At 63.1% G+C, this 13,381-nt stretch carries 13 protein-coding genes and 1 pseudogene; 9 read left to right on the forward strand and 5 right to left on the reverse strand.

The features are described from left to right. Together MOV74_RS16400 and MOV74_RS16405 are read right to left on the reverse strand one after the other, a co-directional pair. On the reverse strand, positions 1-1,657 hold a 1,657-nt coding region (locus MOV74_RS16400), incomplete at its 3' end, for a CYTH and CHAD domain-containing protein (RefSeq protein ID WP_246924297.1). Between the two features lie 123 nt (positions 1,658-1,780). Then, a complete protein-coding gene (locus MOV74_RS16405) occupies positions 1,781-3,385 on the reverse strand; it encodes an amidohydrolase family protein (RefSeq protein ID WP_404979150.1) in 1,605 nt (534 codons plus the stop codon). Positions 3,386-3,823: 438 nt separating this feature from the next. Here MOV74_RS16405 and MOV74_RS16410 point away from each other — a divergent pair, with 438 nt between their 5' ends. After that, positions 3,824-4,033, forward strand: coding sequence for a hypothetical protein (locus MOV74_RS16410; protein ID WP_246924300.1), 210 nt, complete (start codon positions 3,824-3,826; stop codon positions 4,031-4,033). Positions 4,034-4,051: 18 nt separating this feature from the next. Here MOV74_RS16410 and MOV74_RS16415 read toward each other — a convergent pair whose 3' ends face one another. Continuing rightward, a complete protein-coding gene (locus MOV74_RS16415) occupies positions 4,052-4,759 on the reverse strand; it encodes a GntR family transcriptional regulator (RefSeq protein WP_246924304.1) in 708 nt (235 codons plus the stop codon). 268 nt (positions 4,760-5,027) lie between these two features. Between MOV74_RS16415 and MOV74_RS16420 the strand changes: the two genes are divergently transcribed. The 6 genes from MOV74_RS16420 to tcmP all read left to right on the forward strand — a co-directional run bounded on the left by MOV74_RS16420 (position 5,028) and on the right by tcmP (position 10,985). Further along, on the forward strand, positions 5,028-6,014 hold the full coding sequence (locus MOV74_RS16420; protein WP_246924307.1) for an ABC transporter ATP-binding protein: 987 nt from the start codon (positions 5,028-5,030) through the stop codon (positions 6,012-6,014). 42 nt (positions 6,015-6,056) lie between these two features. Further along, on the forward strand, positions 6,057-7,346 hold the full coding sequence (locus tag MOV74_RS16425) for a PotD/PotF family extracellular solute-binding protein (protein WP_246924310.1): 1,290 nt from the start codon (positions 6,057-6,059) through the stop codon (positions 7,344-7,346). Then, on the forward strand, positions 7,346-8,305 hold the full coding sequence (locus MOV74_RS16430; protein ID WP_246924315.1) for an ABC transporter permease: 960 nt from the start codon (positions 7,346-7,348) through the stop codon (positions 8,303-8,305). Before MOV74_RS16425 ends, MOV74_RS16430 begins: the two co-directional genes overlap by 1 nt. 3 nt (positions 8,306-8,308) lie before the next feature. Next, the gene (locus MOV74_RS16435; RefSeq protein WP_246924319.1) at positions 8,309-9,187 is read left to right on the forward strand and encodes an ABC transporter permease; all 879 of its coding nucleotides are present in this window, start codon (positions 8,309-8,311) and stop codon (positions 9,185-9,187) included. 17 nt (positions 9,188-9,204) lie between these two features. Continuing rightward, positions 9,205-9,936, forward strand: coding sequence for an aspartate/glutamate racemase family protein (locus tag MOV74_RS16440; RefSeq protein ID WP_246924323.1), 732 nt, complete (start codon positions 9,205-9,207; stop codon positions 9,934-9,936). A gap of 146 nt (positions 9,937-10,082) precedes the next feature. Further along, positions 10,083-10,985, forward strand: a complete 903-nt coding sequence (tcmP, locus tag MOV74_RS16445) for a three-Cys-motif partner protein TcmP (RefSeq protein ID WP_246924326.1) — start codon at positions 10,083-10,085, stop codon at positions 10,983-10,985. Here tcmP and MOV74_RS16450 read toward each other — a convergent pair. Then, positions 10,941-11,684 (reverse strand): DUF5131 family protein, encoded by a 744-nt coding sequence (locus tag MOV74_RS16450; protein ID WP_246924328.1) that lies wholly within the window; start codon positions 11,682-11,684, stop codon positions 10,941-10,943. The two genes, tcmP and MOV74_RS16450, sit on opposite strands and share 45 nt — an antisense overlap. Positions 11,685-11,740: 56 nt before the next feature. Between MOV74_RS16450 and MOV74_RS16455 the strand changes: the two are divergent. Together MOV74_RS16455 and MOV74_RS16460 are read left to right on the forward strand one after the other, a co-directional pair. Next, positions 11,741-11,929, forward strand: a pseudogene (locus MOV74_RS16455) (aspartate/glutamate racemase family protein); the annotation flags it as partial. 178 nt (positions 11,930-12,107) lie between these two features. Beyond that, positions 12,108-12,602 (forward strand): hypothetical protein, encoded by a 495-nt coding sequence (locus MOV74_RS16460; RefSeq protein ID WP_246924332.1) that lies wholly within the window; start codon positions 12,108-12,110, stop codon positions 12,600-12,602. Positions 12,603-12,778: 176 nt separating this feature from the next. Here MOV74_RS16460 and MOV74_RS16465 read toward each other — a convergent pair whose 3' ends face one another. Next, positions 12,779-13,129, reverse strand: coding sequence for a hypothetical protein (locus tag MOV74_RS16465; RefSeq protein ID WP_246924335.1), 351 nt, complete (start codon positions 13,127-13,129; stop codon positions 12,779-12,781). Positions 13,130-13,381: the final 252 nt, after the last annotated feature.

Raw genomic sequence — 13,381 nt, forward strand, 5'->3', positions numbered from 1 at the left:
CCTGCCAGCCGGCAATCGCCGCCGCGGCAATGGCACTGCCGGGCTCGGCATCGAGGCCCTCGAGCAGCGATGCCGTGACCGCCATGTCGTTGAAGGCGCCGAGCTCCTCCTGCAGATCGGCGAGCCGGCGCGAGAAGCGCCGCGTGGACTTGCGGTCCTCATACAGCGGCAGCAGGAATTCGCCGAGATAGCGCAGCCGCTTGGTCGCGAGCCGAACCTTGTGCAGCCGCAGGGTCGTGAGCGACTTGAAGCGGCGGCCGCGCTTGAGCACCTTCGCGTATTGCTCCGACAGGATGCGCTGCGCGAAGGTGACGGCGGGCTCGGCGAGCTGGCCGAGATCTTCGGCGGCAACATCGTTGCGCCATCCCCGCGTCTCGATCCAGTGACCGAGGCCGATCAGGAACACGGCGCAGCGGCGATCGTCGAGCGCATGATGCGCCCTGCGATAGGCCTCGGACTGGCCCCTGGCCGCGGCCCGGCCGAGCGCATCGAAGCCCGCAACCGCAGGACAGGCTTTTGCGATCGTCGGCAGGGTCTCGAGCCGGAAGACATCCCAGTCGCGCGCAGCGGACAGCTCTTGCGCCAGCCATTTTGCTTCCGACCGCAGTGCATCGAGATTACTGAGCGCGCCGACCGATTGCATCAGATCGAGCGCCGACCTCAGCCGGCGCAGCGAGACGCGCAGCTGATGCACGCCTTCCGGATTGCGGCCATCCTCGGCCGCCGGCCGCGACTGCAGCAGATGAAGGAAGCAGGAGCGCAGGATGGTCGCGAAGGCTTCGTCGAGCGTGACCGACGGATCGAGATGAAGTTTTCGCGGACGACGCGCCGCCGGCGCCAGGCCGGCGGCAAGGTCGAAGCCGCGCGCGGACTTGGTGCGGATCGACGGCTTCACCGCGCCCTGCTCCGCAAGCAGCAAGGCGACCTCGTAGATCGTGCTCGCGCTGCCGCTCTTGAGTTCGAGCTCGATCTCGCTCACCGGCAGCGAGCGGTCGCCGGCCGTCAGCTCGCCCTGGTCGAACGCGACTTCAACCGTGCCGGTCGGCAGGTCGATCATCCGCGCGTGGCGATGGACGTCGGCTGTGAAGATGGCCTCGAGCGGATGCGCTTCGAGGGAGCTGCGAAGCTTCTCCGGAATGAAGGGCATCGCCAGCGCGAGATCGGGCGCAAGCGACGGCACGCTCGCCTCCCACTCGCCACGGCGCAGCGGATCCTCAAGCGCCTCGGTCTTCACCGTCTGCACGAAGCGCGTACCGCTCTGGCGCACGCGCAGGCTGAGGCCATTGCGCCGAAGCGCGCGTTCCGGTGTGTCGTAGTAGACCGACTTGAGATGCTTTCGCGAGCCCTTGTTGCGCGCGTGCGCCGCAATGACAGGCGCGGCGTTGAAATGCGCCATACGATCGGCATCGACGATGAGCTTGAGCTCGATTTCGCCGGCAGGCCGTGCGGCGGCTGACGACTGCGTTGGCGCGGGGGGCGCGTCTTGCGATGGCGTCTGATCACTCACAGCGCCCTCGACGTTCGCGGGTTCCGCGCCGTCCTCAATTTGCCTCAGGAAGCCGGCGGCGACTTGCGTTCTCTTGTTGTCCTTTGGAGCAGGATTCCCATCGGGCGCGACCGGGGTCTTGCGGACCGGCGTTGCATCTGACTTTAGCATCTACGGTAACATGACAGTTCGATGACAGAGCGACAGCATATAGCCGGAGCCGCAAGCAAGGAACAGTCGTTACGTCGCATGCGTGATCTTGCATACGAGGCGCGGCAACACTGCCGAGGTTTGTCACAATCCAGCGACGTGACGGCTCAAATTGCAGCCGGTCCGGCAGGCGATCGAATCGATAGCGAATCCCGCAGCTCCCGAAACCGAATTGAGAAGCCAGCTCCGATGACGGGGCGGAGTTTGTGACAAGCCCGATGCAGCCCCGTCATCCCGGAGATCGCAACGGATTGGCGTCGCAAGAGACGGTTCCCAACGATCAGAGCGGAAGCTCTTCGTTTTCGCCGGATCAGGGCGCGCGGACGCGCATCGGTGTGCCAGCGTGTTCTTGTAAATCCTGCCGCCCTTCATGATCACCACAAAATTCTTCACGGGATCCTCGACAACCCTGATGTTGTCGAGCGGATTGCCGTCGATCAGCAGGAGATCGGCCAGCGCGCCTTCCTCCACCACGCCGAGCCGGCCTGGGTAAGGATTTCGCGCGCCCGACAGGCTCAGCAGTTCCGCATTGGTCGACGTTGCCATGGTCAGCGCTTCGGCCGGCGTGTACCAGCGCGTCAATGCGGCAAGCATCGCGCCCTGAGTATCCGCCAGCGCCTTCGAAAACAGAATGTCGGTTCCGAACGCGGTTTTGATGCCGTACTTCTTCACCAAGGCATAGACGCGGTCGGTGCCGGTAACCACCTGCCGCATCTTGTCCTGCTCGGCGGGGCCGAGCGCCGCCGCAGCGGACAGATCGAGAAACGGCTGCGTGCTCAGCCAGATGCCCTTCTCAGCCATCAGCCGCGCGCTCGCCTCGTCCATGAGATGACCATGCTCGATGCATCTGACGCCGGCTGCGATCGAGCGCTGGATCGCAACCGGCGTGTAGGCGTGGGTCGCGACATAAGTCCCCCAATTGTCGGCAGCTTCGACGGCGGCACGCAGCTCCGGCTCGGTAAAGGTGGAGACATCGAGCGGGCTGAACGGCGAAGCGACGCCGCCGCCGGCCGTGAGCTTGACCTGCGAAGCGCCCTGCATGAGCTGCTCGCGCGCGCGCACCCGGACCTCGTCGGGACTGTCGGCGACCATGCTGCCGCCGATCCGTTCCATGCGGCTGAGCATCCCACCGATCGTGCGCGGCAGGTCCGAAAGCTGGCGGAAGTCGCCATGGCCGCTGGTGATGGTGATCATGGCGCCCGAGGGATAGATGCGAGGACCGGCGACGAGGCCCTCGTCGATGGCCTGCTTGAGGCCGAAGCTCGGCCCGCCCATGTCGCGCACGGTGGTGAAGCCACGCATCAGCGTCGCGGTCGCTTCGCTGGCGGCGAGCAGATTGTTGTAACCGATATCCCCCGCAAGCACGGCCATCGGCGTGGGCCGCACCAGCATCGCATGCCAATGCGCGTCGATCAGGCCCGGCATCAGCACGCGGCCGCCGCCGTCGATCATTTGAGCGGAGGCGGTCATGTCGCCGGTCGAGATCTTCTCGATGATCTTGTTCCGGACCAGGACGCTGGACGGCGCGGAGAGCGAGCCACCCTTGCCATCGAAGATCCGGACGTTGCGGAACAGGACGGCGGAATCCTGTTGAGCTGATGCGGGTCGCGCGAGGCCAAGAACTGCCGCCGTGAACGCAAGCAGTGCGGCGGCTCGCAACGGCACCGCCAGCGTACGCCAACTCAACATGTTCAGTCTCCCCGGCGGCGCTTACGCAGGCTTGGCGACGAGGGGCCAGGCAAAAGTCAGCCCCCCGATGCCGTGGGACAGAAGGTCGATGCCGAGCAGCAGTCCGAGGACCGAGAACTCGACGCTGGTCAGTTGATTCCGCCGCCCACGACGAGTCAATTTGCAACCGCTAGGCGATTTTGCAGTCCTGCCATACGACTCGATGCAAGAGCTTGCGAGCGCGCAACGCAGCGTGAATTTCCGGCATATGCGTAAGCTTCACTGCCACGCATGCATCAAACTCGAATCAAAAATAGATGAGAGCCCGCAGTTCCATCAACGCCAGATTGCACCCGGCTCGTAGTGGAGTACGATCCAGAACGCGCTATGCGATGGAAGATCGTCGGGGCGGGAGGAAGTCTCAAAGGTAGACCTGACATCAAGTAAGCGAGGCGCAACATGGTGACACAGACCAGTGACGAACGCGTTCTGCTGACCAAGATGCTCGGCGGGCTTCTCGCGATCATCGTCGGATGCCTGCTGACCGCGGTCGGCGTGACATTCGAATCCACCGGCGTGACGATTTTGGGCGTGCTGTTTCTTGCGCTCGGCGCCGTCCTGCTGGTGCTCAAGATCGTCAGACGAAACCTGGGATCGCCGCTGACGTAACGAGCTGACGCAGCTCGCTCACGCCCCAAGCACGTCGGCGAGCCGCAGCTCGTCAGCGGCCGGATCCTTCAGGAACAGCTCGGCCTCGATCTCGTCCAGATGCGACAGCATCTGCGCGCGCGCGGCCTCTCTGTCGCGTTTGCGGATCGCGGCGACGATGCCGGCGTGGTGGTCGGTGCCGCAGGCCGGCGTGTCGTGACGGCGGTAGAGCAGGATGATCAGCGAGGAACGCGCGATCAGCTCCTTCAGGAAGCCGAGATAGATGCTGTGGCCGCTCATCTCGGCAATGAGCCGGTGAAACTCGCCGGAGAGCCGGACCGAGGCGCGGGCGTCGCCGCGCCGCTCGGCCTCGCGTTCCTCGGCAAGATGTTGCTGGAGACGATCGAGCCAGGCCGGCGACACCGCGTCACAGGCATGATCGACGATGGTGGGCTCGATCAAGCGGCGCGCCTCGAAGACTTCGCGGGCATCCGCTGGCGTCGGCCGCGCGACGAAGGCGCCACGGTTCTTCTCGATGTTGACGATGCCCTCGTGCGCGAGTTGCTGGAGCGCAGTGCGGACCAGCGTACGGCTCGCGCCGTAGATCTCGCCGATCTCATCCTCGCCGAGCTTCGTGCCCGGCAGCAGGCGATGCTCGAGGATCGCCGCGGTCACACCCTCCCGGATGCGGCTGACGCGATCGCTCGCATCGGGCGCGTCGGATTTGGGTCGGGGCTTGGCGGCCATTGGGTCGAGGGGTTGGGTTTGAAGGCATCGATCGACGACGTTCGAATGCGAATGTTAGTCGACGAGATGTATCCAATCATAGGCGAAACTTTATACAATCTTCGCCCATTTTGTGTGCAGACGACCGCGCACGGGTCGGGCAATCGGATCTGCCGGATTTGATCTAACGATCTGACTCCGCTGCACAGTTCCGGAATTTGGCCGGCAGAGAGGCGATTGGCACGGACCTTGCGGAGAGAGCGGCAGCACCGCCCTCCTTGGACACGCCATGGCCACTCCCGCCGCTCTCGAACTGGTCGCCGTCACCAAGCGCTATGACACGACGCTGGCGGTCGACACCGTCAATTTGAAGATCCCGGCCGGCACCTATTGCTGCCTGCTCGGCCCGTCCGGCTGCGGCAAGACATCGACCCTGCGGATGATCGCGGGCCACGAGGCGGTCAGCGAGGGCGACATCATCCTGGGCAGCCAGAACGTCACCGACCTGCCGCCGGCCGAGCGCGGCACGGCGATGATGTTCCAGTCCTACGCGCTGTTTCCGCATCTGAGCGTGATCGACAACGTCGCCTTCGCCCTGAAGATGCGCGGCATCGACAAGCCGACGCGTCACAAGCGCGCCGGCGAATTGCTGGAGCTGGTGGCGATGAGCCCCTATGCGGGCCGGCTGCCGGCGCAGCTCTCCGGCGGCCAGCAGCAACGCGTCGCGCTCGCTCGCGCGCTGATCACCGAGCCGCAGATCCTCCTGCTCGACGAGCCGCTGTCCGCGCTCGATCCGTTCCTGCGGGTGAGGATGCGCGGTGAACTCAAGCGGCTGCAGCGCGAGCTTGGCATCAGCTTCATCCAGGTCACCCATGGCCAGGAAGAGGCAATGGCGCTCGCCGACCACATCGTGGTGATGAACCATGGCCGGATCGAGCAGCAGGGCACGGCCCGCGACATCTTCCACCATCCCCGCACCGAATTCGTCGCGCGCTTCATCGGCGGCCACAACGTGCTCAGCGACGCCGGCAACCTCATCGCCGTGCGCGCAGATCAACTCGGCATCGCGCCGTTCACCAATGGTGCGTTCGGCGCGCCGGCGCTGCTGACCCAGACCGAGTACCAGGGCTCTTATGTCGCCGTCTCGCTCACGCTCGACGACGGCACGGCCCTGTTCTCCCACGTTCCCGAAGCCACCTTCGACGTCCACCCGTTCCGTCCGGGCGATCGTGTGCTGGCCACATGGGATCCCGCCAAGGCGCAACGCCTGCAATAGCGCCGATCGATCGATGGAATGCGCAACAGAGGAGTGACTGACATGACCGAGACCACCAGGACGAAAGGCGTCAGCCGCCGCACGCTGCTCAAGGGCACCGCGGGTCTCGCCGGCCTTGCCGCCGGCTCCGGCGCCATCACCGGCTTTCCCTATGTGAAGTCGGCCGATGCAAAGGTGCTGCGCTATCTCGGCACGGCCGTGAACGAAGGCGACGACATCGCCAAGCAGTGCCTGAAGGACACCGGCATCAAGATCGAATACATCACCGCGACCACCGACGACGTCACCAAGCGCGTGATGACCCAGCCGAACTCCTTCGACGTGCTGGATACCGAATATTTCTCGCTGAAGAAGATCGTGCCATCGGGCAACATCCTTGCGCTCGATGCCAAGAAGATCAAGCAGTTCGACAACATCACGCCCGTCTTCACCAAGGGCGAGACGCCCGGCGGCAAGAAGATCGGCGGCCAGGGCACCGCGCCCTGGAAGGTGCTTTATCTCGAAGGCAAGGACTCCAAGAAGTTCGCGACCTCGGCGACTGATTTCGTCACGCTGATCCCGACCGTCTACAACGCCGACACGCTCGGCGTCCGCCCCGACCTGATCAAGCGCCCGATCAGCTCGTGGTCCGAGCTGCTCAACCCCGAGTTCAAGGGCAAGGCCTCGATCCTCAACATCCCCTCGATCGGCATCATGGATGCCGCGATGGTCGTGGAAGCCACCGGCAAGTACAAATATGCCGACAAGGGCAACATGACCAAGGAAGAGATCGATCTCACCATGAAGGTGATGACCGAAGCCAAGAAGGCCGGTCAGTTCCGCGCGTTCTGGAAGGACTTCAACGAGAGCGTCAACCTGATGGCCTCAGGCGAGACCGTGATCCAGTCGATGTGGTCGCCCGCGGTGACCAAGGTGCGGTCGATGGGGATCGCCTGCACCTTCCAGCCGCTGAAGGAAGGTTATCGCTCCTGGGCCTCCGGCTTCTGCGTCTCCAAGGGCGTGTCGGGTGCGAAGCTCGAATGGGCCTACGAATTCGTCAACTGGTTTCTATCAGGCTATGCCGGCGCCTATCTCAACCGCCAGGGCTACTACTCGGCCGTACTCTCTACCGCGAAGGCGCACATGGAGCCCTACGAGTGGGCCTATTGGATGGAAGGCAAGCCGGCCGAGAAGGACATCAAGGCGCCCGACGGCTCGCTGCTCGAGAAGGCAGGCTCCGTGCGCGACGGCGGCTCCTACGAGGACCGCATGGGCGGCGTCGCGTGCTGGAACGCAGTGATGGACGAGAACGACTACATGGTCCGCAAGTGGAATGAGTTCATCGCGGCGTAATGGACATGTCGGAAGAAGTCCTGCAACAGGCGTCCCCGGGTTTGATCCCGGGGTCGGGCACAGCGCGCGCGGCAAAACCGACGCGCCTGTCGCCGTCATTCATCTCCTGGCTTCAGGCCGGGCCGATGATGCTGGTGTTTCTCGCCTTCTTTCTCATCCCACTGGTGTTCGTCGTCATCGTCTCGTTCTGGGATTACAACGAATACCAGCTGCTGCCCGCCTTCTCCGGCCGCGGCTACACCGACACGTTCGAGGGCTGCATCGCGCAGCTCCCCGATCTCTGCACGATCGGCAAGACCTACCTGAAGACGCTGAAGCTCTGCTTCCTGGTCTGGGCCATCACGCTGTTCATCGGCTTCTGGGTCGCCTATTTCCTCGCCTTCCACGTCAAGTCCAAGACCTGGCAGATGGGACTGTCGCTGCTCTGTACGATCCCGTTCTGGACCTCCAACGTGATCCGCATGATCGCCTGGATCCCGCTGCTCGGGCGCAACGGGCTGGTGAATTCCGGCCTCGTCAAGACAGGGCTGATCAACCACCCGATCGAATGGCTGCTGTTCTCCGAATTCTCCGTGGTGCTGGCGCTGGTGCACCTCTTCACCTTCTTCATGGTGGTGCCGATCTTCAATTCGATGGTGCGCATCGACAAGTCGCTGATCGAGGCCGCCTATGACGCCGGTGCCACCGGCTTCCAGACCCTCGTCAACGTCATCATTCCGCTGGCAAAACCCGGCATCGTGATCGGCTCGATCTTCGTCATCACCATCGTGATGGGCGATTTCATCACCATCGGGGTGATGGGCGGCCAGCAGATCGCCGCCGCCGGCAAGATCATCGAGACGCGCGTGAACGCATTGCAGTTCCCTGCGGCGGCAGCCAACGCCGTGATCCTGCTCGCCATCACCTTCCTGATCATCTCCACGATGTCGCGCATCGTCGACATCAAGAAGGAGCTCTAGAGCATGAAGGAAGGACGCCCGCGCTCTTTCTACGTGCTCGCGATCTTCTTCGCGGCCTATGTGCTGTTTCTCTACGGTCCGATGATCGCGATCTACGTGCTGTCGTTCCAGGGGCCGCAGGGCGGCCTCACCTTCCCGATGAACGGCGTGTCGACCTTCTGGATCGCAAAACTGTTCCAGGGCACCGGCATCGTCGATCTCGGCGCCGCCTTCCGCCGCTCGCTGCTGCTCGGCATCATCGTCATGACTGTCACCGTCGTGCTCTCGGTTGCCGCCGGCATGGCCTTCCGCCGCAAGTTCAAGGCGCAGAGCATCCTGTTCTACTCGGCGATCGCGAGCCTGATCGTGCCCTCGATCATCACCTCGCTCGGCATCTCGCTTGAATTCCGCATCATCGACGACCTGATCAAGGCGCACTGGAGCGAGAATTTCGAGACCTCGATGGGCCTGCTCACCTCCGGGCTCGGCGCGCACCTGACCTGGACGCTGCCGTTCGGCCTGCTCATCATGTTCGCGATCTTCAACCGCTTCGACCCGCGCCTCGAGGAAGCCGCGCGCGATCTCGGTGCGACGCCGTGGCAGACCTTCCGTCATGTCGTGCTGCCGATCATCCTGCCCTCGGTGATCGGCATCGGCCTGTTCGGCTTCACGCTGTCCTGGGACGAGCTCGCCCGCTCCAGCCAGGCGATCGGGGCGGTGAATACGTTGCCGCTGGATCTGCAGGGCCTTACCACCACCGTGACGAACCCTGACATCTATGCGCTCGGCACCGTGATCTCGGCGGTCTCGTTCACGGTGATCAGCCTTGCGCTCGGCACCATCCACATGCTCAACAAGCGGCAGGCGGCCAAGGGCTCGGACGCCGGCAAGGGACTCGTCTAAGGGGCTTGCTGATCGAGATGCGACTGCACATCGTCAATCCCAACACCACCGCGTCGATGACGGCGAAGATCGCCGCTGCGGCGCGCAGCATCGCCCTGTCCGGCACGGTGATCGATGCGCGGCAGCCGACGATGGGCCCGGTCTCGATCGAGGGATTTTACGACGAGGCCTTCGCCGTCCCCGGCATGCTCGGCTGCATCCGCGAGGCTGATCGCGACGGCGCGGAGGCCCACATCATCGCCTGCTTCGACGACACCGGCCTCGACGCGGCGCGCGCCGCCGCAAAGACGCCGGTGATCGGCATTGGTGAAGCCGGCTTCCACATGGCGAGCCTGGTCGCCGCCCGCTTTGCCGTGGTGACGACGCTAGGTGTCTCCATCGTCCCGATCGAGCACAATCTGAAGAAGTATGGCCTGGCCGATCGCTGCGCCCGCGTTCGCGCCGCCGAAGTCCCGGTGCTGGCACTCGAGGAGCGCAACACCGATGCGCTCGCAAAAATCTCCGCGGAGATCACGGCCGCGATCCGTGACGACCGCGCCGAAGCCATCGTGCTCGGCTGCGCCGGCATGGCCGATCTCGCCAGCGAGTTCGCCGCCACGCACAGCCTGCCCGTGATTGACGGCGTCGCTGCGGCGGTAACGCTGGCGGAATCACTGGTGCGGCTGGGCCTGAAGACCTCCCGACTCGGCCCCTATGCCGCGCCGCGCTCCAAGACCTATTCCGGGCCGTTTTTGCAATTTCAGCCCTAGGCTCGGCTGACACTGACAAATCCAGATTTGGTCAGCTCCTCACACGTTTGCTTTTCGCCAATAGATTGATACTATTTTTGGTAGAGTATATTTCCGGATGCATATTTGACGACATTTACCTACGCCGTTGAGGCGTGTGAGATATCATGGTCGCAGATCACGAATTTGGCGGGCAGCATACCGAACTCAAGTTGTCGATCATTGAGGGGTATTTGAACGCATTCACCACAGCGCTTCGTCCTCGCTTCAAAAACCTTTGGTACATTGACGCGTTTGCCGGGAGCGGTACTCGGACGGTACGAACCGAACGACAGGGCGCCACCCTAGTAGAAAAGCCGGTCGAAGAGGTTGTCGAGCGAAGGCGCGGATCAGCTCAAATAGCGCTGGATGTAAGACCTGAGTTTGATTTCATCGTCTTCATCGAGAAGAACCCCAACTACGTGTCCGCGCTGGAAGACTTGCGCGCCAAAAATCTCCAACGCAGGATCGTCGTCGCAGAAGAAGACGCAAATTCAGCCCTAAAGCGACTTGTCGCCAACAACAGCTGGGCCGATAAACGAGCCGTGGTCTTCCTTGACCCATATGGAATGGAGGTCGAGTGGACGACTCTTCAAGCGATTGCCGGAACACAAGCAATCGACGTTTGGTTTCTGTTTCCGCTGGCCGGATTGTTCCGACAGGCCACAAGGAAGCTGACTGACATTGACGAGCATAAGCGCGCTGCGCTGACGCGAATGTTTGGCTCAGAATCTTGGGAAGAAGAGCTTTATCCTGAGGTCGGCACCCCCGACCTGTTCGGCATGTTGCCGGAGCGACGAAGAGACCTCAATCCGGCTGGTCTGGAACGCTACGTGCGAGGGCGACTTAGCGAAATCTTCGGCGCAGTATTGAAACCTCTTGCGCTACCGATCGACCGCGGGCCGCAGATGTTTTCACTGTTCTTATGCATTTCCAATCCAGCGTCAGACGCGATCGGTCTCGCCACGCGGATCGGTGATCACCTATTAAATCCTAAGCGGCATCTCATCGTACGTCCGACCACGAAGTAGTCTGCCGGTTGCTTTCTTGTTTCTACCGCCCCATTGCTTGAAGAAAAACGCCGTGCCGTGACGGCGGCAAGCAATCTCGACTTCGTCCACCCACTTGGGATCCATCGACCGGGCGCGGGGACCGCTCTCACCGCCAACGATCGCCCAATGAATGCCGGAAAGGTCGGCGGTTGCGACAGATCCGAGCAGCGGCTCGAACGAAATGAACCGAACCACCGCGCGGACCCGGCGTAGATCGTCGATGCGATCAAAGTAATCTGCATTCTCAACACTGGTACCAAGCCAGACATTTTTGAGCGTTGGCAAGGCTTGTGTGATCTCAGCCATCCGGTCGGGGCGCTTGGTTAAGATCTGATAGGTGTGCTGTGGTGTCGCCTGCATCGTCGCCCACACTTCGCGAACAAAACTATCCGGCACATTCGCGTGGAAGAGATCGGACATTGAGTTCACAAAAATTTGGCGTGGTTTGCGCCAGGCCTTTGGTGCTTCAAGTGCTCGGAGATCGAGGAATAGTTTGCCGGTCCAAACAGACCGTTCTCCACTCTTTCGCGTTAGGCCGCGGTATTTTTCGGCTCCCATGGCTTCAAGACGTGCTGCCATGCGCATCGCGTAGCAATTGGTGCAGCCAGGGGACAGCACGGTGCAACCGGCGACCGGATTCCAGGTTGCGTCGGTCCACTCGATCGAGGTCTCGGCCATCGTGCATCCTCCCGATCGTTTAGACCTGACAGAGTGCAGTAAATTATCCCTAAGGGTCCGGGATTGCACTAACCGCCAGCGAGCTCGCCGCCACGCACAGCCTGCCCGTGATTGACGGCGTCGCTGCGGCGGTGACGCTGGCGGAATCACTGGTGCGGCTGGGCCTGAAGACCTCCCGACGCGGCCCCTATGCCGCGCCGCGCTCCAAGACCTATTCCGGGCCGTTTTCGCAATTTCAGCCCTGAACCATGCTCCTGTCGGGGCATTTGGAGGCCGCAAGGCCTGCTGAATGCTGGTTTTTTTGCCTTCAGCCTCTTTTTGGTCCCATTCCTTGCGGACATGTAACGTTTTCGGGACGCCCCGGCGGCCTCAGGGCTGCCGGTCTTCGCCACTCACCAAGTTTCAATTTGGGTTTTGTCAGCGATGATCGATCTCGCACAGGACACACCGTCCAACCCCCTTCTCCGTCTCGGCGCCCAGCCCATCGCGCTGACCGCCGCAGCGCTCCTGCTTCTGATCGCGGGGGTGACCTCGATCGCGATCTGGCGGGCCTATACCGGCGCAGCACCCGAGCCCGACCGGGTGGTGGCATCGCGGCAGCTCCAGGCGCGGACCGCCCAGGCGTCCGAGCAGCTCGTCGAGAAGACCAAGGGGCTGGAGGCGACCCAGCAGGAATCGATCGACCAGCTCCAGGTGGTGCAGGATCAGCTTCAGACCATGAAGCGGCTGATGGCGGCGCAGCAGGCCGATACCAAGCGTCTGTCCGAGCAGGTCGCATCGCTGAACGAGTCCATCGACGGCCTGCGGCAATCGTTTGCCAGCGCGCGAGGAACCGAGGTTGAAGCGCCCGCGGTTACCCGCAGGAAACCGGCGCGGCACCGCGTCCATGCCAGCGCGCGCAAGCGCTCGCGCGGCTAAACGGCCGCCACGCGGCCGGGCTTTATTTTCGCCACTTGTGAACTGGATCACATTCGACCGGATGATTCCGCGCGATGCTCGCGGTCACCGGATGGCGTGAGCCGATTTCAATGTCCGGGGCTGGCAAGGTCGTTGACGGTATACTGCGTCAACGGCCTTGTTTTTTGGTGGGGACGCTATTCGCAGACATCCACGCGGCGGGTACGCCAGCCTGCCGGCGTCATGACGCGCTTTCGCGCGACGTAGCAGCCGCCATAGCCATCGTTGTAGCCGGTACCATAGTAGTAGGGATCACCGTAATAGGGGGAGCCGTAGCCATAATAGGCGCCGTAATAGCCAGCGCCGGCGAGACCCGCCCCGATTGCAACACCCGGCCAGAAGCCGCCGCCACGCCAATGGCCACCGTGGCCCCAGCCGCCACCATGGCCCCAGCCGCCATGTCCGAATCCCCGCGCCTGGGCCAACTGCGGCGCCGACAGCCCGATGGCCGCGACGGCCAGCGCCACCATCATCATCCTGCGTAACATCACTCGATCCTCCGCGTGGACACGCTCCACGCATCAAAGCAGGACCAAGCTAACGTCACTTGGGCATTCCGGACAGCCACACTGCCTCACTTCCGCGCGAGCATTCAGCAGCCGCGGCAGATGCTCTTGAGCTTCTTGTCGAGCATGCGATTCTCGGCGTTGACGGCGGCATCGGCAGCCCCACCGGTGCCGGAGCCGGTGGTCACGCCGGGGCCCGGCCCGGATGACTGAGCCGTGCCGAGGCTGTTCGTG

Source organism: Bradyrhizobium sp. SHOUNA76 (assembly GCF_023006445.1).
Taxonomy (GTDB): domain Bacteria; phylum Pseudomonadota; class Alphaproteobacteria; order Rhizobiales; family Xanthobacteraceae; genus Bradyrhizobium.

Coding starts and splice junctions, on each gene's coding strand:
- MOV74_RS16430 (WP_246924315.1), top strand. CDS start 7,346: ATGGACATGTCGGAAGAAGTCCTGCAACAGGCGTCCCCGGGTTTGATC.
- MOV74_RS16425 (WP_246924310.1), top strand. CDS start 6,057: ATGACCGAGACCACCAGGACGAAAGGCGTCAGCCGCCGCACGCTGCTC.
- MOV74_RS16435 (WP_246924319.1), top strand. CDS start 8,309: ATGAAGGAAGGACGCCCGCGCTCTTTCTACGTGCTCGCGATCTTCTTC.
- MOV74_RS16405 (WP_404979150.1), bottom strand. CDS start 3,385: ATGTTGAGTTGGCGTACGCTGGCGGTGCCGTTGCGAGCCGCCGCACTG.
- MOV74_RS16460 (WP_246924332.1), top strand. CDS start 12,108: ATGATCGATCTCGCACAGGACACACCGTCCAACCCCCTTCTCCGTCTC.
- MOV74_RS16415 (WP_246924304.1), bottom strand. CDS start 4,759: ATGGCCGCCAAGCCCCGACCCAAATCCGACGCGCCCGATGCGAGCGAT.
- MOV74_RS16465 (WP_246924335.1), bottom strand. CDS start 13,129: ATGTTACGCAGGATGATGATGGTGGCGCTGGCCGTCGCGGCCATCGGG.
- MOV74_RS16450 (WP_246924328.1), bottom strand. CDS start 11,684: ATGGCCGAGACCTCGATCGAGTGGACCGACGCAACCTGGAATCCGGTC.
- MOV74_RS16420 (WP_246924307.1), top strand. CDS start 5,028: ATGGCCACTCCCGCCGCTCTCGAACTGGTCGCCGTCACCAAGCGCTAT.
- MOV74_RS16410 (WP_246924300.1), top strand. CDS start 3,824: ATGGTGACACAGACCAGTGACGAACGCGTTCTGCTGACCAAGATGCTC.
- tcmP (WP_246924326.1), top strand. CDS start 10,083: ATGGTCGCAGATCACGAATTTGGCGGGCAGCATACCGAACTCAAGTTG.
- MOV74_RS16440 (WP_246924323.1), top strand. CDS start 9,205: ATGCGACTGCACATCGTCAATCCCAACACCACCGCGTCGATGACGGCG.